The 21212-nt window shown below is 71.6% G+C and carries 22 protein-coding genes; 3 read left to right on the top strand and 19 right to left on the bottom strand.

The annotated features are described in order from the left end of the window. Positions 1–620: 620 nt before the first annotated feature. On the bottom strand, positions 621–1280 hold the full coding sequence (locus ACMXN5_RS27610) for a TetR/AcrR family transcriptional regulator (RefSeq protein WP_439677493.1): 660 nt from the start codon (positions 1278–1280) through the stop codon (positions 621–623). A 142-nt stretch (positions 1281–1422) separates the two neighbouring features. On the opposite strand from ACMXN5_RS27610, the gene ACMXN5_RS27605 reads away from it, so the two are divergent. Both ACMXN5_RS27605 and ACMXN5_RS27600 read left to right on the top strand, forming a co-directional pair. Then, the gene (locus ACMXN5_RS27605) at positions 1423–3054 is read left to right on the top strand and encodes an MFS transporter (protein WP_439677492.1); all 1632 of its coding nucleotides are present in this window, start codon (positions 1423–1425) and stop codon (positions 3052–3054) included. Positions 3055–3282: 228 nt separating this feature from the next. After that, entirely contained in the window at positions 3283–3783 is a 501-nt protein-coding gene (locus tag ACMXN5_RS27600) for a MarR family winged helix-turn-helix transcriptional regulator (protein WP_161500608.1), read from the top strand. Between the two features lie 12 nt (positions 3784–3795). Here ACMXN5_RS27600 and ACMXN5_RS27595 read toward each other — a convergent pair whose 3' ends face one another. The 6 genes from ACMXN5_RS27595 to ACMXN5_RS27570 form a co-directional block, all read right to left on the bottom strand. Further along, positions 3796–4548 (bottom strand): class I SAM-dependent methyltransferase, encoded by a 753-nt coding sequence (locus ACMXN5_RS27595; protein WP_439677491.1) that lies wholly within the window; start codon positions 4546–4548, stop codon positions 3796–3798. A 45-nt stretch (positions 4549–4593) separates the two neighbouring features. After that, positions 4594–4941, bottom strand: a complete 348-nt coding sequence (locus ACMXN5_RS27590) for a DUF202 domain-containing protein (RefSeq protein WP_439677489.1) — start codon at positions 4939–4941, stop codon at positions 4594–4596. Beyond that, a complete protein-coding gene (locus tag ACMXN5_RS27585) occupies positions 4941–5315 on the bottom strand; it encodes a YidH family protein (protein ID WP_439677487.1) in 375 nt (124 codons plus the stop codon). Before ACMXN5_RS27585 ends, ACMXN5_RS27590 begins: the two co-directional genes overlap by 1 nt. A gap of 104 nt (positions 5316–5419) precedes the next feature. Further along, complete coding sequence (gene nusB, locus ACMXN5_RS27580; protein WP_078974409.1) at positions 5420–5848, bottom strand: transcription antitermination factor NusB; 429 nt, start codon at positions 5846–5848, stop codon at positions 5420–5422. Continuing rightward, positions 5848–6414 (bottom strand): elongation factor P, encoded by a 567-nt coding sequence (efp, locus tag ACMXN5_RS27575; protein WP_380039400.1) that lies wholly within the window; start codon positions 6412–6414, stop codon positions 5848–5850. The genes nusB and efp overlap by 1 nt, the downstream gene beginning before the upstream one ends. Before the next feature lie 72 nt (positions 6415–6486). Next, positions 6487–7614 carry an aminopeptidase P family protein gene (locus tag ACMXN5_RS27570; RefSeq protein WP_439677485.1) on the bottom strand — a complete coding sequence of 376 codons (1128 nt, stop codon included), beginning with the start codon at positions 7612–7614 and terminating at the stop codon, positions 6487–6489. Positions 7615–7831: 217 nt separating this feature from the next. On the opposite strand from ACMXN5_RS27570, the gene ACMXN5_RS27565 reads away from it, so the two are divergent. Next, positions 7832–9775, top strand: coding sequence for a trypsin-like peptidase domain-containing protein (locus tag ACMXN5_RS27565; RefSeq protein WP_439677484.1), 1944 nt, complete (start codon positions 7832–7834; stop codon positions 9773–9775). A 76-nt stretch (positions 9776–9851) separates the two neighbouring features. On the opposite strand, the gene aroQ is transcribed toward ACMXN5_RS27565, so the two are convergent. The 12 genes from aroQ to rpsD all read right to left on the bottom strand — a co-directional run bounded on the left by aroQ (position 9852) and on the right by rpsD (position 21145). Continuing rightward, entirely contained in the window at positions 9852–10295 is a 444-nt protein-coding gene (gene aroQ / locus ACMXN5_RS27560) for a type II 3-dehydroquinate dehydratase (protein WP_439677482.1), read from the bottom strand. Beyond that, entirely contained in the window at positions 10292–11386 is a 1095-nt protein-coding gene (aroB, locus tag ACMXN5_RS27555; RefSeq protein WP_439677480.1) for a 3-dehydroquinate synthase, read from the bottom strand. The genes aroQ and aroB overlap by 4 nt, the downstream gene beginning before the upstream one ends. Continuing rightward, on the bottom strand, positions 11383–12009 hold the full coding sequence (locus ACMXN5_RS27550) for a shikimate kinase (RefSeq protein ID WP_439677479.1): 627 nt from the start codon (positions 12007–12009) through the stop codon (positions 11383–11385). Before ACMXN5_RS27550 ends, aroB begins: the two co-directional genes overlap by 4 nt. A gap of 4 nt (positions 12010–12013) precedes the next feature. Continuing rightward, positions 12014–13198, bottom strand: a complete 1185-nt coding sequence (aroC, locus tag ACMXN5_RS27545) for a chorismate synthase (RefSeq protein WP_380010196.1) — start codon at positions 13196–13198, stop codon at positions 12014–12016. Positions 13199–13383: 185 nt separating this feature from the next. Further along, positions 13384–14118 carry a prepilin peptidase gene (locus ACMXN5_RS27540; protein ID WP_439677477.1) on the bottom strand — a complete coding sequence of 245 codons (735 nt, stop codon included), beginning with the start codon at positions 14116–14118 and terminating at the stop codon, positions 13384–13386. A gap of 133 nt (positions 14119–14251) precedes the next feature. Then, complete coding sequence (locus tag ACMXN5_RS27535; RefSeq protein ID WP_439677476.1) at positions 14252–15097, bottom strand: shikimate dehydrogenase; 846 nt, start codon at positions 15095–15097, stop codon at positions 14252–14254. Beyond that, on the bottom strand, positions 15094–16254 hold the full coding sequence (mltG, locus tag ACMXN5_RS27530; RefSeq protein WP_439677475.1) for an endolytic transglycosylase MltG: 1161 nt from the start codon (positions 16252–16254) through the stop codon (positions 15094–15096). The genes ACMXN5_RS27535 and mltG overlap by 4 nt, the downstream gene beginning before the upstream one ends. Continuing rightward, positions 16251–16748, bottom strand: a complete 498-nt coding sequence (gene ruvX, locus ACMXN5_RS27525) for a Holliday junction resolvase RuvX (RefSeq protein WP_439677474.1) — start codon at positions 16746–16748, stop codon at positions 16251–16253. The genes mltG and ruvX overlap by 4 nt, the downstream gene beginning before the upstream one ends. Before the next feature lie 133 nt (positions 16749–16881). Then, the gene (gene alaS / locus ACMXN5_RS27520) at positions 16882–19551 is read right to left on the bottom strand and encodes an alanine--tRNA ligase (protein ID WP_395790970.1); all 2670 of its coding nucleotides are present in this window, start codon (positions 19549–19551) and stop codon (positions 16882–16884) included. Further along, entirely contained in the window at positions 19551–19910 is a 360-nt protein-coding gene (locus ACMXN5_RS27515; protein ID WP_395790972.1) for a DUF6167 family protein, read from the bottom strand. Before ACMXN5_RS27515 ends, alaS begins: the two co-directional genes overlap by 1 nt. A 3-nt stretch (positions 19911–19913) precedes the next feature. Beyond that, on the bottom strand, positions 19914–20348 hold the full coding sequence (locus tag ACMXN5_RS27510) for a DUF948 domain-containing protein (RefSeq protein WP_126643356.1): 435 nt from the start codon (positions 20346–20348) through the stop codon (positions 19914–19916). A gap of 185 nt (positions 20349–20533) precedes the next feature. Continuing rightward, positions 20534–21145 (bottom strand): 30S ribosomal protein S4, encoded by a 612-nt coding sequence (gene rpsD / locus ACMXN5_RS27505; RefSeq protein WP_439677473.1) that lies wholly within the window; start codon positions 21143–21145, stop codon positions 20534–20536. Between the last annotated feature and the right edge of the window lie 67 nt (positions 21146–21212).

The raw sequence follows: 21212 nt of genomic DNA, 5'->3' as shown, positions 1-21212 counted from the left end.
GTCCACTGCTGTGCCCTGGCCCCATCTCCGTGGGCAAAACATCCAAGCCCACCACTGCGCTCTGGACCCGCTACCGCGCGGGCTCACCCTGCTCCGTCCCCGGCCTGGCCCACTCCTCGACCCGGCCCGGAGGGTCCAGGCAAGCGGTGGAGCGCAGCGGAGCCGCAACTCCCTCCGACACCGGTGGAGCGCAGCGGAGCCGGAACCACCCCGGGCGCCGCGCAGCGGCAACCTCCTCCGCCCCTTCCGCCCCCGACGGAGCGCAGCGGAGGAGAAACCACTCCATCACGCCCACCCCGCGACTCGGCCCCCAGCGACTCGCCCCCAGCCACCCGGCCACGCCCCCCGGCCCGGCCCATTCCTCGACCCGGCCCGGAGGGTCCAGGCAAGCGGTGGAGCGCAGCGGAGCCGCAACTCCCTCCGACACCGGTGGAGCGCAGCGGAGCCGGAACCACCCCGGGCGCCGCGCAGCGGCAACCTCCTCTCCCCCTTCCGCCCCCGACGGAGCGCAGCGGAGGAGAAACCACTCCATCACGCCCACCCCGCGACTCGGCCCCCAGCGACTCGCCCCCAGCCACCCGGCCACGCCGCGCCCCCGACGGCCCGCCCCCGGCTCCGGCTCAGCCCCCGTGCAGTTCGCCCGCCGTCCAGCGGTCGGCGAGCAGGGTGGCCATGTCGTCCCAGGCGGCCTCGACGATTCGGGACAGGCCGGCGGTGTCCATGACCTCGCGCTCGGTCCATTCGTCCATCGCCACCCGCATGACCGAGTGGTACAGGGTCACCAACAGCGCCGGGCGACGGTCGAGTTCCGGGTTCAGGCCCTCGCGGCGGGCGATCTCCGACGCCATCCGCCGCTCCAGCTCGATCGCGTTGCGCAGCGAGGCGGCCAGTAGTACCGGGGTGCCCTCGATCAGTCGGCGCATCCGCAGGAACTCGTGGCCCCCGCCGTCGTCCGGCTCGTCGCCGAACTCTGACAAGACCTCGGTACCCGCGCGGCGCAGCGCGGTCAGCGGCGCCTCGTCCGCCGGTCGGGTGGCCAGCGCGGACAGGAACAGCTGCTCGAACTCCATCGCCCGGGCCAGCGCCACCTCCTCCTTGCCCGCGAAGTAGCGGAAGAAGGTGCGCCGGGAGACCTCCACGGCGGCGACGATCTCGTCGATGGTCGTGGCGTCGTACCCCTTGCGCAGGAACAGCTCCTGCGCGGCGTCCACCAGGGCCTCGCGCGTGCGTTCCTTCTTGCGCTCGCGCAAACCCGTCGCGGCGCCGGCCGTGTCCCGCACGTTGCGTCTTCCTCTCCTTGGTCCCTGCACAGTATGGCACTTGTCACTGCGTGCAACTTGAGTGATTTGGCTACTTGGCACACAGTGCCATATCGTTCGATGGTTCGATACGACGCTGAACACGGATGGATGTAGGGGACGTATGAGCCAGACTTCGACGGCGGCGACACCGGACGCACCCCCTCCGGATCCCTCCGCACCCCCCGCCCGCAAGGGCATGCAGGGCCACCCCTGGCTCACCCTCCTCGCGGTCGCCTTCGGCGTGATGATGGTGGCCCTCGACGGCACCGTCGTCGGCATCGCCAACCCGGCCATCTCCAAGGACCTCGACGCCTCGCTCGCCGACCTGCAATGGGTCACCAACGGCTACCTGCTCGCGCTCGCGGTGTGCCTGATCCCGGCGGGCAAGCTCGGCGACCGCTACGGGCACAAGACGATCTTCCTGATCGGCGCGGCCGGCTTCGCCGCCACGTCACTGCTCATCGCGTTCTCCCAGTCGGTCTCGATGCTGATCGCCTTCCGGGTGCTCCAGGGCGTGTTCGGCGCGCTGCTCCAGCCCACCGCGCTCGGTCTGCTGCGCAACAGCTTCCCCGGCAACAAGCTGAACATGGCCATCGGCATCTGGGGCGCGGCGATCTCCACCGCCACCGCCGCCGGTCCGATCGTCGGCGGCCTGCTCGTCGAACACGTCAGCTGGCAGTCGGTGTTCTACATCAACGTGCCGATCGGCGTACTGACGCTGGTGGTCGGCATCTGGGCACTGGCCAACAGCCGGGTGGCCGGTGCGAGCAACCGGATCGACTATCTCGGCGTGGTGTTGTTGTCGGTGGCGATGTTCTGCCTGGTGTGGGGTGTGATCAAGAGCGGCGAGAAGGGTTGGGGCAGCGCCTACACGCTCGGCTTCATGGCCGCCGCGGTGATCCTGCTCGTGCTCTTCGCGCTGTGGCAGACCCGGGCGGCCGAACCGCTGATGCCGATGGGGATGTTCCGCAACCGGTCGTTCTCGATCGGCATCGTGCTGATGATCTTCATGGCGTTCGCGATGTTCGGCGCGATGTTCTTCATCACCTTCTACCTCCAGGGCGTCAACGGGCTCAGCCCGACCGAGACCGGCGTACGGATGTTGCCGATGTCGGTGGTGATGATGATCGGCTCGCCGATAGGCGGCCTCGCGATCACCAAGCTGGGCCCGCGTATCCCGATCATCGCCGGCCTGGCGCTGTCCGCGACCGCGATGGCGCTGCTGGCCCGGCTGGGCGAGGACGCGAGCTTCGGCGCGACCATGGTGCCGTTCGTGCTGCTCGGGTTCGGGCTCAGCCCGATCATGGTGGGCGCCACCGACATCATCGTCGGCAACGCCTCGCTCGAACTCTCCGGCGTGGCCTCCGGGATCCAGCAGGCCGCGATGCAGGTCGGCGGCGCGCTCGGCACGGCCGTGCTCGGCGCGGTGGTGGCGGCCAAGGTCTCCTCCGTACTGCCGGACCGGTGGCCCGCGGCGGCCGGCGACTACGCCACGATGCCGCACGGGCAGCGCGAGGGCATCGAGGGTTCGGTCGCCCAGGGATTTCCGCCGCTGCGCCCGGACCTGCTGGGCGACAAGCAGCTCGACGGCCCGGCGATGGCGGCGATCCGACACGCCTCGGACACCACGTTCCTGGACGGCATGCAACTGGCCTTCACCATCGCCGCGATCACGATGGCGGTCGGCATCGTCCTGGCCCTGTTCGTGCGCCAGGGGGAAAAGCGCGAGGGCGCGGTCGCCGTACACGTGTAGCGGCCGGCCACTCCTCCCGTGCCGGTGGCCGCCCATGGGCGCCGGCAAGCGGCGGCCGCGCTCGGCGTACCGGGCGCGGCGTGCCGATCGGCATGGCCTGCCCTGCCCCACCGGCTCGTTGCGGCATGATCCATGGGTAACGGTCATTCGACCTGCGCGCCGCTCCCGACCTCGGTCGGGGGCGGCGTCGTGGGTTTCCCCGGCAAATTAGACAGGTATTCTTACTTCGTGCAGCAAGACACCTCCTCCGGGCCCGAACTGGTGACGTTGCTGGTCACCGCCGTGCGCGGGATCAGCCAACTGTTCTCCGACCGCATGACGGCCGCGGGCTTCGACGAGATCCGGCCCACGCACGGCTTCGCGCTGACCCTGATCGGCGAGGACGGCACCACCGCCACCGAACTGGGTCGCCGACTCGGCATGACCAAGCAGTCGGCCGGCGAGGTGGTCTCGCACCTGGCCCGACACGGCTACGTCGACCGCAAACCCGACCCCGCCGACCGCCGCGCCCGCCGGATCACCCTCACCGAACGGGGCCGCGAATGCCTGCGGGTGATCTGGGCCGAGCTGTCCTGGATCCAGGGCGCCTGGACCAAGGCGGTCGGCGACGACGGGGTCGAGGTGCTCAAGGACGGCCTGCGCGCGGGCATGCGCCAACTCGGCGCCTCCGGCGAACTGCCCGACAACCTCAGCCAGGCGTGGTGGTGGCGCGACGCCCGCAGCCTGTAGCCCGCGCCGCCCTCACCCCGACGCCGGCACCTTTCGGCGCCGGGCCAGGTATGTGTCGGTGACATGGGCCAGTTCCACCGGCTCCGCGTACTCCCCGACGAACTCCCGTACCCGCGCCAGCACTTCGCCGCGCTGCCGGTCCCCCATCGCGCTCACGTAGCTGAACGTGGCGATCCGCTCCACGATCGCGTCGTGGGTCAACGACTCGCGGCGCCGGAACAGGGTCCGCTTCGCGGGCTCGAACCAGGGGCTGCGGGCGATCGCCGGGCGGTAGTCGCACAGGCCGCCGAACGGCCACTCGGCCACCTCGTACAGCCGGTCCACCAGCGCGTTCTCCTGATCCCGCTCGTTCCACAGCAGCGCCAGCACCCCGTCCGGCCGCAACACCCGCGCGATCTCGCGCAGCGCCGGCTCCGGCTCGAACCAGTGGAACGCCTGGGCGACGGTGACCACGTCGACCGCGCCGTCCGGCAGCGGTATCGACTCCGCCGTACCGGCCAGCACCGGCACCCCCTCGACCACCCGGGCGAACGTCTCGCGCATCGCGGCCGACGGCTCCACCGCCGTCACCCGCGCCCCGCGCTCGGCCAGCAACCGGGTCAACTTGCCGGTACCGGCGGCCAGATCGAGCACCGGGGTGCCCGGACCGATCCCCGCGCCGGCGCACAGATGATCCATCGCCTCGTTCGAGTAGGACGGTCGCGCCCGCTCGTACCGATCGGTGCCACGGGCGAATCCACGGATGCCGAGATCGTCGGTCGTCATGGCGCGCATTCTCGCCGCGGCCCCGCGCCGCCGACAAGGGCTCCGTCAGGGCCGGCCGACCAGCACCACGGCGGCCAGCACACACGCCGCCAGCACCGTCAGCAGCGTCGCGCGAATCGCCCGATCGCCGACCGCGGCGGTGCCGCCCCGAACCGCGTGGTCGACCTGTCGATGCCGCAGCAGCCCCACCACGTACACCCCGAAGCCGGCCGCCATCACCACGAACCCCGGCACCATGAACCACCAGCGCCCCGGCACATGGCCGGCCCGTACCAGCAGCGCGCCGTTGGCGACGAACGCCAGCGACGTGCGCGACCACGCCATCCGGGTGCGTTCGGGCTGCAGCCCCGGATCCAGGGGCGCGCCCGGCAGCGCGACGGGGCGGCGGGCCATCAGGACACGAGCATGAGCACGACGCTCACCACGATCACGATCGCCAGACCCGTCGAGACCACCAGCGGCAACGCGGAGAACGGCAGCGCGCGGCCCAACCGCATCGCCCGCTCGACCTGGTACCAGCGCCGGTACGCGGTGGCCGACAGGGTCAGCGCCAAACCGACCAGGGCCAGGCCGAGCACCAGGCGCTGCGCCCTCGGGGCCAGGTCCGGCACCAGCTGCACCACCGCCACGCCGCCCGCGAGCAGGGAGAGCGCGGTGCGGATCCAGGCCAGGAACGTGCGTTCGTTGGCGAGGGTGAACCGATAGTCGGGCTCGTCGCCGATGTCCCGCAGCCGGGAGCCCTTCCGATCGGATTTCATGATCTTCATTATCGGCACAGGACACCGGCCGCCTCATCCGGGCCGGCGCGAACGCAGCGAGCCGCCCACCCGGGCGGGGTGGGCGGCTCGACGGGTCCGGCGGCGGACGCCGGCTAGCGCAGCAGCGTCGGCTTGAGATCCTTTATCCGGGCCAGCAGGCCGTTGACGAAGGCCGGCGACTCGTCCGTGGAGTATTCCTTGGCGAGTTCGACCGCCTCGTCGATGGCCACGACATCGGGGACGTCGCTCTCCCAGAGCAGTTCGTAGATGCCCAGGCGCAGGACGTTGCGGTCCACGCCGGGCATCCGGTCCAGCGTCCAGCCCACGGCGTAGGTGCCGATCAGGTCGTCGATGCGCTTGCGGTGCTCCTGGACGCCCTCGACCAGTCGCATCGTGTATTCGGCGACCTGCGGCTCCGCCTTGTCGGCCCGGAAGCGGCCGACCCAGTCCGCGAGGATGGTCACCGGATCGACACCGCGCTGGTCGGCCTCGAACAGGATCTGCAGCGCGCGCTTCCGGGTCTTGCTGCGGGCACCGGCCACTAGCTGTTCACGCGGCCCAGGTAGTCACCGGAACGGGTGTCGACCTTGACCTTCTCGCCCGTGGTGATGAAGAGCGGAACCGCGATCTCGAAGCCGGTCTCCAGCTTCGCGGGCTTGGTGCCACCGGTGGAGCGGTCGCCCTGGACACCCGGCTCGGTGTACTCGATGAGCAGTTCGACCGAGGCCGGCAGCTCGACGTAGAGCGCGGCGCCCTCGTAGATCGCCACCGTCGCGTCGAAGCCCTCGAGGAGGTAGTTGGCGGCGTCGCCGACGGTCTCGGGCGAGATCGGCAGCTGCTCGTAGGTGTCCGTGTCCATGAACACGAAGTCGGCGCCGTCCTTGTACGAGAACTGCATGCCGCGCTTGTCCACGGTGGCCGTCTCGACCTTAGTGCCGGCGTTGAAGGTCTTGTCCACGACCTTGCCGGAGAGGACATGCTTGAGCTTCGTACGAACGAACGCGCCGCCCTTGCCGGGCTTGACGTGCTGGAACTCGACGACGGACCAGAGCTGGCCGTTGTCGAGCTTGAGCACCATGCCGTTCTTCAGGTCGTTGGTCGTGGCCACGAGTGTGGTGTCTCCTGCGTGCTTCTGGGACCGGATTCTCGCTCGTCGGACGAGGCGGCGGGCGCCGGCCCGCTACAGGACGAGCAATTCCTTGGTCGTGATGGTGAGTAGCTCGGGCCCGCCGTCTTCGAGCGGACGAACCACAAGGGTGTCCTCGATGCGGACACCGCCGCGACCCGGGAGATAGATCCCCGGTTCGACGGTGACCGGCATGCAAGCGTCCAGCTTACCGGTCGCCGTCGGACCCAGATGCGGGTCCTCGTGGATCTCCAGGCCGACGCCGTGTCCGAGGCCGTGTCCGAAGAAATCCAGGAAGCCGGCCTGCGCGATCACATCGCGCGCGGCCTTGTCCACCGCGACCGCCTCGACCCCCGGCATCAGCGCCTCGCGGCCCGCCTTCTGGGCGGCGAAGACCACACTGTAGATCTCCTGCTGCCAGGCCGCGGGCTCGGTGCCGATCACGAACGTGCGGGTCATGTCGCCGTGGTAGCCGCGGTAGCGCGCGCCGAAGTCGATCTTGAGGAAGTCGCCGTCCTCGACCCGGCGGTCCCCGGGGTCGTGGTGCGGAATCGCCGAGTTCGGACCGGTGGCCACCACCGTGGGGAAGGCCACCGCGTCGGCGCCGTGGTCGGCCATGCGCCGCTCCAGCTCCATCGCGATGTGCCGCTCGGTCCGGCCGACCAGGATCGACTCGATCATCTCGCCCAGCGCCCGGTCGCCGATCTCACAGGCGATCCGCAGCGCGGCGATCTCCTCGGGATCCTTGATCCGACGCAGGTCCTCGACCACCCGGCCCAGGTTGACCAGTTCCCCGGCGGCGCTCTCCTCGGCGAGTACCCGACCCAGCTCGCGGTACAGCTCGACCGTGACGTGCTGCTCCTCGATGGCCAGGCGGACCGCGCCGGAGCGGGCGGCGCGGGTGGTCAGCGCCTGCGCGCAGGACCGCTCGACCAACAGTTCGACGCCCGGCGACTCCTCGGCCGCCTGGGTCGCGTAGCGGCTGTCGGTGCACAACACCGCGCCCGGGCCGCTCCCCTCGCCCGGTGCGCCCGGTGTGTACACGAGCAGCGCGGCGTTGGAGCCGGTGAACCCCGTCAGGTATCGCACGTTGACGAGGTTGGTGATCAGGGCGACGTCGGCGCCGGCACCGGCCAGGCGGGAACGCAGTCGATCACGGCGTCGATCATGGGCCTCGGGCATGGGAACAGCGTAGTCCCGTGAGGTGGGGGTAGCCCGGTGTGACTCGGCGGGACTGCATCCTTCGGGCTCGGGTCTGCGTCCCGCGGGCGCGGACCAGCGCAATCGCCCGTTATCCGGACAGCGGCCGGGGCCCGGTTCTACCCTTCCTGCGAGGGGGTGGGCTTCTGTGGAAATCAGCGGAAATGACGGAACTGCCACATCTGCGGCGGATGAGCGGTTGGCGGGTCGACTGCGCGCCGCCGCGGCGCGCTACGCGGCGGCCGAGGCGGACCGGACCACGATCGAGCGGCGGCGCGCCGACGGTCGGCGATTCCCCGACGACGACCACCGGCTGCAACTACGCGCGGCCCGGCTGGTGGAGCAGCACGAAGTGCCCGGGCAGGTGCTGCTGGCCACGTCGCCGCAGGAGAGCGGGCCCGGGCTCGCCGAGCGCATCATCGGCGCCACCAACGATCTGCAGAGCCTGAACTTCCTCGCCCGCGGCATGCGCGCCGCCGCGTGCGTCGCGCGGATCTGGTACGCCACGGGCGGGCCGGTGCAACCGCAGGCGACCGGCTTCCTGGTCTCACCGCGCCTGCTGCTGACCAACCATCACGTCTTTCCCGACGCGGCGACCGCGCGCGGCGCGTTCGCCGAGTTCGGCGCGGAGATGGGCATCGACAACGACCTGCCCTTGCACACCACCCGCTTCACGCCGGACCCGGACACGCTGTTCCTGACCGACGAGGATCTGGACTTCGCCCTGGTGGCGCTGCGTCCGGGCGGCGACGGGCGGCCGGCCGGGCAGGTCTTCGGGCATCTGTGGCTGCTCGCGGCCGAGGGCAAGCTGGTGATCGGCGATCCGGTGAACGTGATCGGGCACCCGGACGGGCGGCTCAAGGAGATCGCCATCCGGCAGAACCGCTTCACCCAGCGCTTCGACGACTTCATTCAGTACGAGACCGACACCGAGCCGGGCAACTCCGGCTCGCCGGTGTTCAACGACCAGTGGGAGGCGGTCGCGCTGCATCACAGCGGGGTGCCCGCGCACGACGCGTCCGGGGCCGTGCTGAACCTGCACGATCAGCCGTGGGGGCCCGAGCAGGGGCAGGCCGAGATCAAGTGGATCGCCAACGAGGGGGTGCGGATCAGTGTGATCCTGGCCCGCCTCGCGGCGCTGACCACGAGCGACGCGCAGCGGGCGCTGCTCGCCGAGCTGGGTCCCGGCTCGGGCCTGGGCTCGGCGCCGGCGCTGCTGTCCACGGTGCCCGCTCCCCGGCCGCCGATCGAGGTCACCGAGGCGGTTCCGGTCGCCGGGGCGACCGGGCGGCCGGAGGCGTTCGGGGGCCGGCTGCGTCTGGTGTTCGTCCACGGGCGCAGTCAGCAGGGGCGCGATCCGGACGAGTTGCGGCGCGGCTGGGCGGCGGGGCTCAACAGCGGGCTGACCCTGGCGGGGCTGGCGACCGTCGATCCGGCCGACGTGTGGTTCCCCTATTACGGCGACCGGCTCGTGCAGGTGATGGAGTCGGCGCTGCCGGGCGAGGCGCCGCTGTCCGCGTCGGCGCAGGAGTTGTACGACCGGCTGCTCGACGAGGCCGCGCGGCGGGCGGGCATGCCTCCTCCGGAGGCGGCGGAGCCGGCGACCGAGAGCATCTGGGACCACGTGGTGCGCACCACGCGTGAGCCGCTGGGCTGGATCGCCGCGCACACCGGGGTGGACCGGCTGGTGATCAAGGCCGCGTTCAAGGACGTCGCCGCCTACCTGGATCAGGACGACACGCGCACGGCCGTGCTCGACCAGGTGCTGGCCGGGATGCCCGCGGACGGTCCGGTGGTGCTGGTCGCGCACAGCCTGGGCACGGTGGTGGCGATGGATCTGCTGACCCGGCTGGGGCCGGCGGTGCCGGTGGCCGGGTTGATCACCGTGGGCAGCCCGTTGGGGATGGACACCGTCTATTCGCGGCTGCGGATCGGCGGGCCGCATCTGCCGCCAATCGCGGGGCCGTGGTTCAACGCGTGGTGCCCGACCGATCCGGTCGCGATCGGGTGTCCGCTGGCGGACGACTGGAGTGGGCTGGTCGCGGAGTGCGCGGTGGCCAATCCGCTCGATCGTGCGCACGACATCGGCGCGTATCTGGGGCACCCGGAGGTGGCGACGGCGATCGGGCGGCTGCTCGGGTGAGGTCTGCGCGGGCGCGGCGCGGCGGCCCTGCCCGGGGTGTCACCCACGTGGGTGACACCCCGGCCGGGAGCGGTGCTCAGCTGTCGAGTTCCTCGGCGAGCGCGCGCAGCGCCAGGCGGTAGGAGCCGAGGCCGAAGCCGGCGATCGTGCCGCTGGCGACCGCGGCGACCACGCTGGTGTGCCGGAAGCTCTCGCGCGCGTACGGGTTGGAGATGTGCACCTCGATGAACGGCGCGGTGCGCTGGGCGACCGCGTCGCGCAGCCCGTAGGAGTAGTGGGTGAACGCGCCGGGGTTCATCACCACCGGGATGCGGCCGTCGGCGGCCTCGTGCATCCAGCGGATGATCTCACCCTCGTCGTTGGTCTCGCGGACCTCGACGGCGAAGTCGAGTTCCGCGCCGAGGCGTTCGCACTCGGCGACCAGGCCCTGGTACGAGGTCGCGCCGTAGACGTCCGGCTCGCGGCTGCCGAGCCGGCCGAGGTTGGGGCCGTTCAGGACCAGCACCCGGCGCGCGCTCACGCCGAGACCTCGGCGTAGGCGGCGACCAGGAGCGTCGGGTCGGGGGCCTCCAGGACGACCGGCTTGGCCAGGCCGTCCAGGACGATGAAGCGCAACATGTCGCCGCGCGACTTCTTGTCCACGCGCATGGTCTCCAGGAGCCGGGGCCACGCGTCGCCGCGGTAGGTCAGCGGCAGTCCGACCGCGGCCAGCACGGTGCGGTGCCGGTCGGCGGTGGCGTCGTCGAGGCGACCGGCGAGCCGGCCCAGCTCCGCGGCGTAGACCATGCCGACACTGACCGCCGCGCCGTGCCGCCACTTGTACCGCTCGGCCTTCTCGATCGCGTGCGCGAGGGTGTGCCCGTAGTTCAGGATCTCCCGGCGGCCGGCCTCCTTGAGGTCGCCGGAGACCACGTCGGCCTTGACCCGGATGGCCCGGGTGATCAGCTCGGCGGTGTCCTTGCCGAGCGGGTCGCGGGCCGCCTCGGGGTCGGCCTCGATCAGGTCCAGGATCACCGGGTCGGCGATGAATCCGGCCTTGATCACCTCGGCCAGGCCGCTGACGTAGTCGTTGCGCGGCAGCGACTCCAGCGTGGCCAGGTCGGCGAGCACGCCGGCGGGCGGGTGGAACGCGCCGACCAGGTTCTTGCCCTCGGCGGTGTTGATCCCGGTCTTGCCGCCGACGGCCGCGTCGACCATGCCGAGCAGCGTGGTGGGCATCGCGATCCAGCGCACGCCGCGCAGCCAGCTCGCCGCGACGAAGCCCGCCAGGTCGGTGGTGGCGCCGCCGCCGATGCCGACGATCACGTCGGAGCGGGTGAAGCCGGTCTGGCCGAGCACCGACCAGCAGTAGGCCGCGACCGCGACGTCCTTGGCGTCCTCGGCGTTGGGCACCTGGATGGCGATCGCCTCGTAGCCCTGCGCGGCCAGGTCCTCGCGGACCGCCTCGCCGGTGGCGGCCAGCGCCTCCGGGTGCAGGATCGCCACCCGGCGGGCGGAGGTGCCGATCAGCGCGGCGAGTTCGCCGAGCAGGCCGGTGCCCACGAGCACGTCGTAGGGCTCCGAGGTGCCGCCGACACGGATCCGGACGGGTTCGACGGGGGTGCCGCTCATCGCTTCACGTCTTTCTCGGGCGTGGTGGGCTCGGGTCGGGCCCGGTGGGATGCGGTCTCAAGGGTGCGCCCGATCTCGGCGGCCACGTCCTCGGGAGTGCGGCCGGCGGTGTTCACCGTGACCGCGGCGACCTCGGTGTACAGGGGGCGGCGCGCGGCCATCAGCTCGCGCCAGCGGGCCCTGGGGTTGCCCATCAGCAGCGGGCGCGGCGCGTCGAGGCCGACCCGCTTGACCGCGTCGGCCAAGTCGACGTCGAGGAAGACCACGTGGTGGCCCGCCAGGAGGTCGCGGGTGGCCGGGTCCAGGATCGCGCCGCCGCCGAGGGCGAGCACGCCGGGGTGGCCGGCCAGCGCGTCGGCGACCGCCCGGTGTTCGAGCGCGCGAAAGTGCGGCTCTCCCTCGTCGACGAAGATGTCCGGGATCGGCTTGCCCGCCCGCGCCTCGACGTCGGCGTCGGTGTCGCGAAAGCCCACCCCGTGCGCCGCGGCGAGCAGCAGACCCACCGTCGTCTTGCCCGCGCCGGGCGGACCGACCAGGACCACCAGTGGGCGCTCGCCCCCGTCCCGGCCGTGCGTGGTGTTCACGCCGTCGGCGATGTCCCCGGCGTCCCCGATGTCTGCCATGGCGCTACCGAATCTCCAGCGCGTCCAGGTAGCCGCGCACGTTGCGGGCGGTCTCGTCGACCGAGTCGCCGCCGAACTTCTCGGTGACCAGGTCGGCCAGCACGAGGGCCACCATCGCCTCGGCCACGATGCCCGACGCGGGTACCGCCGCGACGTCGGAGCGCTGGTGGTGGGCCTGGGCCGGCTCGCCGGTGCGCACGTCGAAGGTGGCCAGGGCGCGGGGCACGGTGGCGATCGGCTTCATCGCCGCACGCACGCGCAGCACCTCGCCGGTGGACATGCCGCCCTCCACGCCGCCGGAGCGGTGCGAGGTGCGGCGCGCGCCGTCGGCGGTGTTGACGATCTCGTCGTGCGCCTTCGAGCCGCGCACCCGGGCCAGCTCGAAGCCGTCGCCGAGTTCGACGCCCTTGATCGCCTGGATGCCCATCAGCGCGCCCGCGAGGCGCGAGTCGAGCCGGCGGTCCCAGTGCACGTGGCTGCCCAGGCCCGGGGGCAGTCCGTAGGCGAGCACCTCGACCACGCCGCCGAGTGTGTCGCCGGCCTTTTGCGCGTCGTCCACCTCGGTGACCATCGCGGCCGAGGCCTCGGGATCGAAGCAGCGCACCGGATCGGCGTCCAGGCGGGCGGTGTCGTCGGGGCCGGGGAACACGCCGGCGGGCGCCTTGGCCGCGCCGAACTCGACCACGTGGCTGACGATCCGGATGCCGGCGACGCGCTCCAGGAACGCCTTGGCGACCGCGCCGAGCGCGACCCGGGCGGCGGTCTCGCGGGCACTGGCCCGCTCCAGGATCGGCCGGGCCTCGTCGAAGCCGTACTTCTGCATGCCCGCCAGGTCGGCGTGGCCGGGGCGGGGGCGGGTCAGCGCGGCGTTGCGGGCCTGCGCGGCCAGCACCTCCGGGTCCACGGGGTCGGCCGACATGACCGTCTCCCACTTGGGCCACTCGGTGTTGCCGACCATGATCGCGACCGGGCCGCCCTGGGTGAGACCGTGCCGGACGCCGCCGAGGAAGGTGACCTCGTCGCGCTCGAACTTCATCCGCGCGCCGCGCCCGTAGCCCAGTCGGCGGCGCGCGAGCGCGTCGGCGACCAGGTCGGTCGTGACGGGCACGCCGGCGGGCAGCCCCTCCAGGGTGGCCACGAGTGCGGGGCCGTGCGACTCCCCGGCGGTCAGCCAGCGTAGGTTGCCCACGAATGCTCCTTCTTGCGCGTCACGCGTGCCTGCTCCGGACGGCGGCACGAAGGCCCGGCACGATGCATCGAGCACCACCGGACAGGATCCGCCCGGCGAATCTCCACCCGAATCCTTTCATGCCCGAGGCGGGCCCCCATCCCCGCGTCCATCTTCCGGACAGCGCCGCATGGACCGGCGCCGTCTCACCAGGCGAGATGCAATCGGGACAACTCGGCGCCGCACAACACGCCGCCGAGCGCGCCGAGCAGCAGCCAGGGGCCGAACGGCAGCCGGCTGTCCCGGCGGGCGCGGCCCACGAGTATCAGCGCCCCGGCGGTCAGCCCCGCGAGCAGCACGGCCAGGAACGCGCCGGTGACCAGCACGCCCCAGCCGAGCCAGGTCAGATGTATGCCGAGCACGCCGGCGAGCTTGACGTCGCCCATGCCCAGGGCGCCGCGGAAGAGCGCGGCCAGGCACAGGTGGTAGCCGGCCAGCGTGACGCCGCCGAGCAGCGCTCTTCGGTAGGCGGTGAAGTCGCCCAGGGCCAGCGACTCCATGCCGAGCAGGGTCAGGCCGGTGGCCAGGGTGACCAGCAGCACCGGGTCGGGCAGCCGCAGGGCGCGCACGTCGACCACGGCGAGGGTGACCCCCGCGACGGCGAGCACCAGGAACGCGAGCAGGTCGAGTCCGGGCCCCAGGCGCCAGGCGAGCAGGGCGCAGACGAGCCCGGTCAGCGCCGCGAGCGGCAACGCGCCGAACCGCCCGCTCGCGGCCGACACGGGCTCGACGGGCAGGACCGGTGGGCGACCGGGCGGGGCGATGCCGCCGACCGAACCGGAGCCGGGGCTTCGGGCGAGCAGGAGATGGATGGGACGGGGCAGCCCGAGCCCGGCAACAAAGCCGAGCAACGCGCACAGGAGAGTGAGTCCGAGGAACACGCCTGCGACGATACGCAGGATCGTACGCCGGTCACGTTCCGTCGTCCCCAACCCCGGTCGGACGATCACACCACATCCGAAACCTGGGGACAACGCGTCGCCACGCCCACCCGGGCGCGGCTCGCCGCGTCCGTCAGCCCCGGCCCGCCAGGGCCGCCTCGCCGGCTGTGCGCATCGCGGTGAGGGGGCCCGGGTGGCCCGTCATCAGTTCGACCTGGAGGACCGCCTGGTGTACGAGCAGGTCCAGACCGCCCACCACCGTGCCGCCCGCGTGTCCCCACGCGCCCGCGAGCGCGGTGGGCCACGGGTCGTAGAGCACGTCGAAGAGCACGCCGGGATCGGCCGGCACCTCGATCGCGAGATGGTCGACCGCGCCCTTGGGCGTCGTCGCCACCACCAGCGGCGCGGCCAGCGCCTCGGCGGCCTCCGTCCATGGGCGCACGGTCACCGCGACGCCGAGCCGTTCGCCGGCCGCGTACATCTCGCGCTCCCGCTCCGCGCCCCGCACGTACACCCGCACCGGCCCGTCCGTGACCTCCCGCAACGCGGCAAGCGCCGAGGCCGCGGTGGCACCTGCGCCCAGCACCGCCGCCGACCCGACACGCTCCACGCCGCGCTCGCGCAACGCCGCGACCAGGCCCGGCACATCGGTGTTCTCGCCCACCCGGCGGCCGTCGGCGGTGCACACCACGGTGTTCACCGCGTCCACGTCCCGCGCGACCGCGCCGATCTCGTCGAGCAGCGGCCGGATCGCCCGCTTGAGCGGCATGGTCAGCGAGAGCCCGGCCCACGACGCGTCCAACTCGGCGACGAAGCCCGGCAGGGCCGCCTCGTCGATCTCGAACGCGCCGTAGGACCAGTGGGTCAGACCCAGTTCGGCGTACGCGGCCCGATGCAGGACCGGGGACAACGAGTGCCGGATCGGCGAACCGAGCACGGCGGCGCGGCGCGGGGGCAGGGGTGGGGTCGAGGGCGTCACGAGGTCGGATGTTCCTTGATCCACTTCGCCAGCTCGGCCTTGAAGTCCTGGAACTCGGAGTCCTTGTCGGTGAACTTGGTGGTGCCCACGATCGGGTCGACGGTGACGAAGTAGAGGTACTTGCCCGCCGGCGGCGCCAGCGCCGCGTCGATCGCGGCTTTGCTCGGGCTGCCGATCGGCCCGGGCGGCAGACCCTTCTTCACCCGCGTGTTGTAGGGGTTGCTCGCGTCGGTGAGTTCCTTGTTGGTGAGCTGGATGTTGCTCTTGCCGAGGTAGTAGTTGACCGTCGAGTCCAGACCCAGCGACATGTTCTTGCCGAGCCGGTTGTAGATCACCTGGGCGACCTTGCCCTTGTCATCGGTCGTCTTGCCCTCGGCCTCGACCAGGCTGGCGATGATGATCACGTCGTACGGCTTCTTGCCCATCGCCTGCGCCTTCGCGGCCAGACCTTCCTTGTCGTACTCCTTCACCGCCCGAGCCACCATGTCCTTGAGCACCACCAGCGGGTCCATCCCGGGCGCGGCGATGTAGGAGGCGGGGAACAGGAAGCCCTCGATGTTGCCGCCGGCGTAGTCCGGCAGTCCGAGCGAGGGATCCTTCGCAGCCGCCTCGACCTTCTCCTTCGGCACCTTGAGCGTCTTCGCCAGGGACTCGAAGACCTGTGCGGAGCGCATGCCGGGCCGCAGGATGAAGTCCTGCTTGTTCTTCGGGTTCACCAGGATCTCGAAGGCCGACTTCGCGGACATGTGCTTGGCCATCGTGTACGCGCCGGGCTGGATCTTGGACGCGCGCTGGTCCTTGTCCTCCCGGGCGACCTTGGTGAACGCCTCGACGCTCTTGGTGACCCCGACCCGCTTGAGTTCGTTGGCCATCTGCGGGGTGGCCCACCCCGGCTTGATCTCGACCACGAGCGAACCGGAACCGTTGCCGCTGTAGTCCGGCGGAGGGCCGAAACGGTCCTTCAGGAAACCGTAGGCCCAGTAACCGCCGCCGCCGAGGATGGCGAGCACGACCACGAGGGCCAGGGAGACCGCACAACCGCTGCGGTTCTTCTTCTTGCGGCCCCGACCGCCGCGCCGCCCGCCGCGCGAACCGTCGTCCTTGCCCCGTCGCCGACTGCGCGGCTCCGACTCCATGCGCAGTCCGAGATCGCTCATGCCATGGGCCTTTCAGAGTCGGAGACGGACCCGGCCGGAGCGGGAGGCACGGCCTGGCCCGGAGGACGTCCGGAACCTCGCTCGGTGTCGAGCGCGTTTTGCAGGATCACGATCGCGGCCGCCTGGTCGACGACCCCGCGGGCCTTCTTCGCCTTGACGCCGGAGGCCTGGAGCCCTCGGGTCGCGGTGACGGTGGTCAGTCGCTCGTCGACCATGCGCACCTCGATCGCCGGGTCGAGCCCGGCCACGAGCCGGCCGGCGAACAGCCGTGCCTTGGCCGCGGCCGCGCCCTCCTTGCCGGAGAGCGAACGCGGCAGCCCGACCACGACCTCGATCGCCTCGTACTCGGCGACGATCTCCAGGACCCGGGCCACGTCGCGCCGCCCGGCGGGCACGGTCTCCACCGGGGTGGCGATCAGTCCGTGCGGGTCGCTGGCCGCGACGCCGATGCGAACGTCTCCCACGTCGACCGCAATTCGTACTCCGCGTCTCAAGGTCGGCTCTCCGTCACAGACTCTGCGTCACTGACTATTCGGGCATGACGCCCCGGCATGCAAGTCCCCCGGGGGTGCGGGAGTCCGGTTCCAGACTTCCACACCCACCGGGGGAACGAGGGTAGGGGACGACTCAGGATGTACGTTCGGCGACTGTCCGGGTGACCGCGGCCAGCGCGTCGGCCACCTTCGTCGGGTCCGAACCGCCGCCCTGGGCCACGTCGTCCTTGCCGCCGCCGCCTCCGCCGAGGGTCTGCGCCGCGACACGAACCAGCTCGCCGGCCTTGACGCCGCGCTCGCGCGCGCCGTCGTTGGCGGCGACCACGACCATCGGCTTGCCGTTCACGACCGACACGACCGCGACCGCGGCCGGGCGGGTCGCGAGCCGGCCGCGTACATCCAGCGCCAGCTTGCGCAGGTCGTCGGGCGTGGTGCCGTCGGGCAGCCGGCCGACGGCCAGCGCCACGCCGTGCACGTCCTGCGCGCCGTCGACCAGACCGGCGGCGGCCTGGAGCACTTGGGCACCGCGCAGCGCGGCGATCTCCTTCTCCGCGTCGCGCAGCTTGGCCATGATCGAGGCGACCCGCTCGGGCAGCTCCTCCGGCCGGCCCTTCACCACGTCGGTGAGCTGGTTGACGATGGTGTGCTCGCGCGCCAGGAACTTGTACGCATCGGCGCCCACCAGCGCCTCGACCCGACGCACACCGGCGCCGATCGAGGACTCGCCGAGCAGCTTGACCAAGCCCAGCTGCGCGGTGTTGTGCACGTGTGTGCCGCCGCACAGCTCCTTGGAGTAGTCCCCCATGGTGACCACGCGGACCCGGTCGCCGTACTTCTCGCCGAACATCATCACGGCGCCCTGCTTCTTCGCCTCGTCCATCGACATCACCTCGGCGGTGACGTCGAGGTTGCGCGCGAGCACCTCGTTGATCTTCTGCTCGACGTCGGTGAGCACGCTGCCCGGCACCGCGCCCGGCGCGCCGAAGTCGAAGCGGAAGCGGCCCGGCGCGTTCTCCGAGCCGGCCTGCGCCGCGGTGGGGCCGAGCGCGTCGCGCAGCGCCTGGTGGGTCAGGTGCGTGGCGCTGTGCGCGCGGGCGATGGCGTTGCGCCGGTCGGTGTCGATCTGCGCCAGCGCCTTGGCGCCGACCACGACCTCGCCGACCTGGACCCGGCCGCGGTGCACGGTGACACCGGCGACGGGGGTCTGTACGTCGCGGACCTCGACCACGGCGCCGGTCTCGAGCCGGATGCGGCCGGTGTCGGCGAGCTGGCCGCCGCCCTCGGCGTAGAAGGGGGTGTGGTCGAGCACGACCTCGACCTCGTCGCCCTCCTGCGCGGCGGGCGCGGGCACGCCGTCGACGAGCAGGCCGACCACGGTCACCTCGTTGGCGGTGTCCAGGTAGCCGGTGAACACGGTGCCGCCCGCCGAGTCCGCGACCTCGCGGTACACGGACAGGTCGGCGAGGCCCTGCTTGCGCGCCTGCGCGTCCTTCTTGGCCCGCTGGCGCTGCTCGTTCATCAGCCGGCGGAAGCCGTCCTCGTCGACCGCCAGGCCCTGTTCGGCGGCGATCTCCAGAGTCAGGTCGATCGGGAAGCCTTCGGTGTCGTGCAGCAGGAACGCCACCTCGCCGGGGAGCACGCGCGAGCCGGCGCTCTTCGCCTTGACGATCGACTCGTCGAGCAGCGCGGTGCCCTCCTGGAGCCGGGCCAAAAAGCGCTTCTCCTCCGCCACCGAGACCGCGTCGATGCGCTCGGCGTCCTCGACCAGGTTCGGGTACTGCGGACCCATCGCCTTGATCGTGGTCTCGACCAGGTCGTGCAGCGTCGCGCCCTCGGCGCCCATCAGCCGCATGTTGCGGATCGCCCGGCGCATCATCCGGCGCAGCACGTAGCCGCGGCCCTCGTTGCCCGGCACCACGCCGTCGCCGATCAGCATCACGGCGGTGCGCACGTGGTCGGCCACCACACGCAGCGACACGTCGGTGGTGTGGTCCTGCCCGTAGACCTTGCCGGTGAGTTCGGCGGCGCGGTCCAGGATCATCCGCGAGGTGTCGATCTCGTACAGGTTGTCGACGCCCTGGAGGATGCACGCCAGGCGCTCCAGGCCGAGCCCGGTGTCGATGTTCTTCGCGGGCAGGTCGCCCAGGATCGGGTAGTCGTCCTTGCCGGTCCCGGCGCCGCGCTCGAACTGCATGAAGACCAGGTTCCAGATCTCCAGGTAGCGCTCGCCGTTGACCGCCGGGCCGCCCTCCTCGCCGTACGCGGGGCCGCGGTCGTAGTTGATCTCCGAGCACGGGCCGCACGGTCCCGGCACGCCCATCGACCAGAAGTTCTCCGACTTGCCCAGGCGTTGAATGCGCTCGGGGGGCACGCCGATGACGTCGCGCCAGATGCGTTCGGCCTCGTCGTCGTCGAGGTAGACGGTGATCCACAACTTCTCGGGGTCGAGCCCGTAGCCGCCGTCGGCGACCGAGTTGGTCAGCAACTCCCAGGCGAGCGCGATCGCGCCCTCCTTGAAGTAGTCGCCGAACGAGAAGTTGCCGCACATCTGGAAGAACGAGCCGTGCCGGGTGGTCTTGCCGACCTCCTCGATGTCCAGCGTGCGCACACACTTCTGCACGCTGGTGGCCCGCTTGAAGCTCGGCTTGACCTCACCCAGGAAGTAGGGCTTGAACGGCACCATGCCGGCGTTCACCAGGAGCAGCGTGGGGTCGTCCGCGACCAGCGACGCCGACGGGACGACGGTGTGTCCGCGTTCTTCGAAAAAGCGCAGCCAGCGCTTGCGGATCTCTGCCGACTCCATCAGGTGCCGTCCCTTCGGTCGTACCGTGCCTTGCCTTCGTACAGCTCGCGCGGGTCGTAGTGGTCCCGCCCGTCGTGCCGGTGCTCGTGCGGCTCGCGCGCCCCGGGCAGTATCCGCCGGCTCGGGGCGGGCGGCAGGGCCGCGGCGGCGACGTCGGCGCCGATCGCCCGGTACAACTCCTGCTCGCGCTCCGCCATGCCCGCGCGGACCTCGTCCGCGAAGTACTTGATCGCCTCGCCGATGCCTGTGACATTGTCGGCGACGCCCTCGGGCGTGTACTTGTACGCCTTGTCCTTGACCTTGCGCGCGGCCCAGACGCCGGCGCCGGCGCCGACCGCGATCCAGAACAGTCTCGCCATCGGTCAGCCCCTCCCGCGCATGCTGCGCTGTCGCGCGACCTTCTGCGCCTTCGCCGCGGTACGCACCCGGCGGCTGAGCTCGGCGCGCTGCTGCGCGGACAGCGCGCGGCGCACACCGTAGCTGAACGCGGCGGTCTTCACGAGTGGCCCGCCGAGCGTGGCGGCGACCGTGGAGGACAGCGCGGTGGCGTTCGTGGTCATGGTCTGCACGTTGCCCGCGATCTGGTCGACGCGGCCCATCTGGGCGTTGGTCGCCCGGACCGTCTCGGTGACCTCGTCGAGCAGCGGGACCGCCCGGTCCGCCACCCCTGCGACCAGGGTCGTGGCCTCCTTGAGCACCTTCGCCAGCTTCACCAGAGCCACCGCGAGAAAGGCGACCAGGATCGCCCAGAAAACGGCGATGATCATCAGCGCGACTTCGCCACCCGACACCGTCATGCGCTCCTTGATGAGTGGGATCAGTCGAGGCGGCGGATACGCGTCGCCCACCTCGGAAAACCCGACCCTACCGCGACCGCGCGGGTCCCCTCGTCCGAGGAAACCCGCGCGGTGGGCGTGGCGTGTGTCGCGACCCGGCGTCGTGTGGGGATCGACCTTCGGTGTCGGTTTGTCGACGTCGTCGATCAGCGAGAGTAGTACTCCACGACCAACTGCTCGTCGCAGATCACCGGGACCTCGCGGCGCTGCGGGAGGCGGTCGAGGCGGGCCATCAGCTTGTCGAGGCGGGCCTCGATGTAGCGCGGGGTCTCGGCGGCGGCGAAACCGCCGGCCTGGACCACCTGGAACAGCGGCTTGGCGCGGCTGCGCTCGCGCACGGCGACCACGTCGTCGGGCTTGAGGCGGTAGGAGGGCTTGTCCACCTTGCCGCCGTTGACCTCGATGTGGCCGTGGGTGACCATCTGCCGCGCCTGGTAGACGGTGCGCGCGAAGCCGGCCCGGAGCACGAAGGCGTCCAGGCGTCGCTCGAGGTCGACCACCAGCTCGTCGCCGGTCTTGCCGGCGTGCTTGTTGGCGCGGTCGAACGCGGCCCGCATCTGGACCTCGGAGATGTCGTACTGGAAGCGCAGGCGCTGCTTCTCCACCAGCCGGGTCTTGTAGTCGGAGGTCTGCTTGCGACCGCGGCCGTGCTCGCCGGGCGGGTAGGGCCGGTTCTCCAGGTACTTGGCGGCCTTGGGGGTGAGCGCCACTCCGAGCGCGCGGCTGCGGCGGATCTTGGGGCGCGTCTGGTTGGTCAAGGTCGGGTCCTCCGTGCGGGGCCGTTCGGGCGGTTCGGGTGGTCGGGGCGATGCGGGTGTGGCCGGT

It is taken from the genome of Embleya australiensis, from assembly GCF_051903075.1.
In the GTDB taxonomy this organism is placed as follows: domain Bacteria; phylum Actinomycetota; class Actinomycetes; order Streptomycetales; family Streptomycetaceae; genus Embleya.
This window is presented reverse-complemented; position numbering and strand designations above follow the sequence as displayed.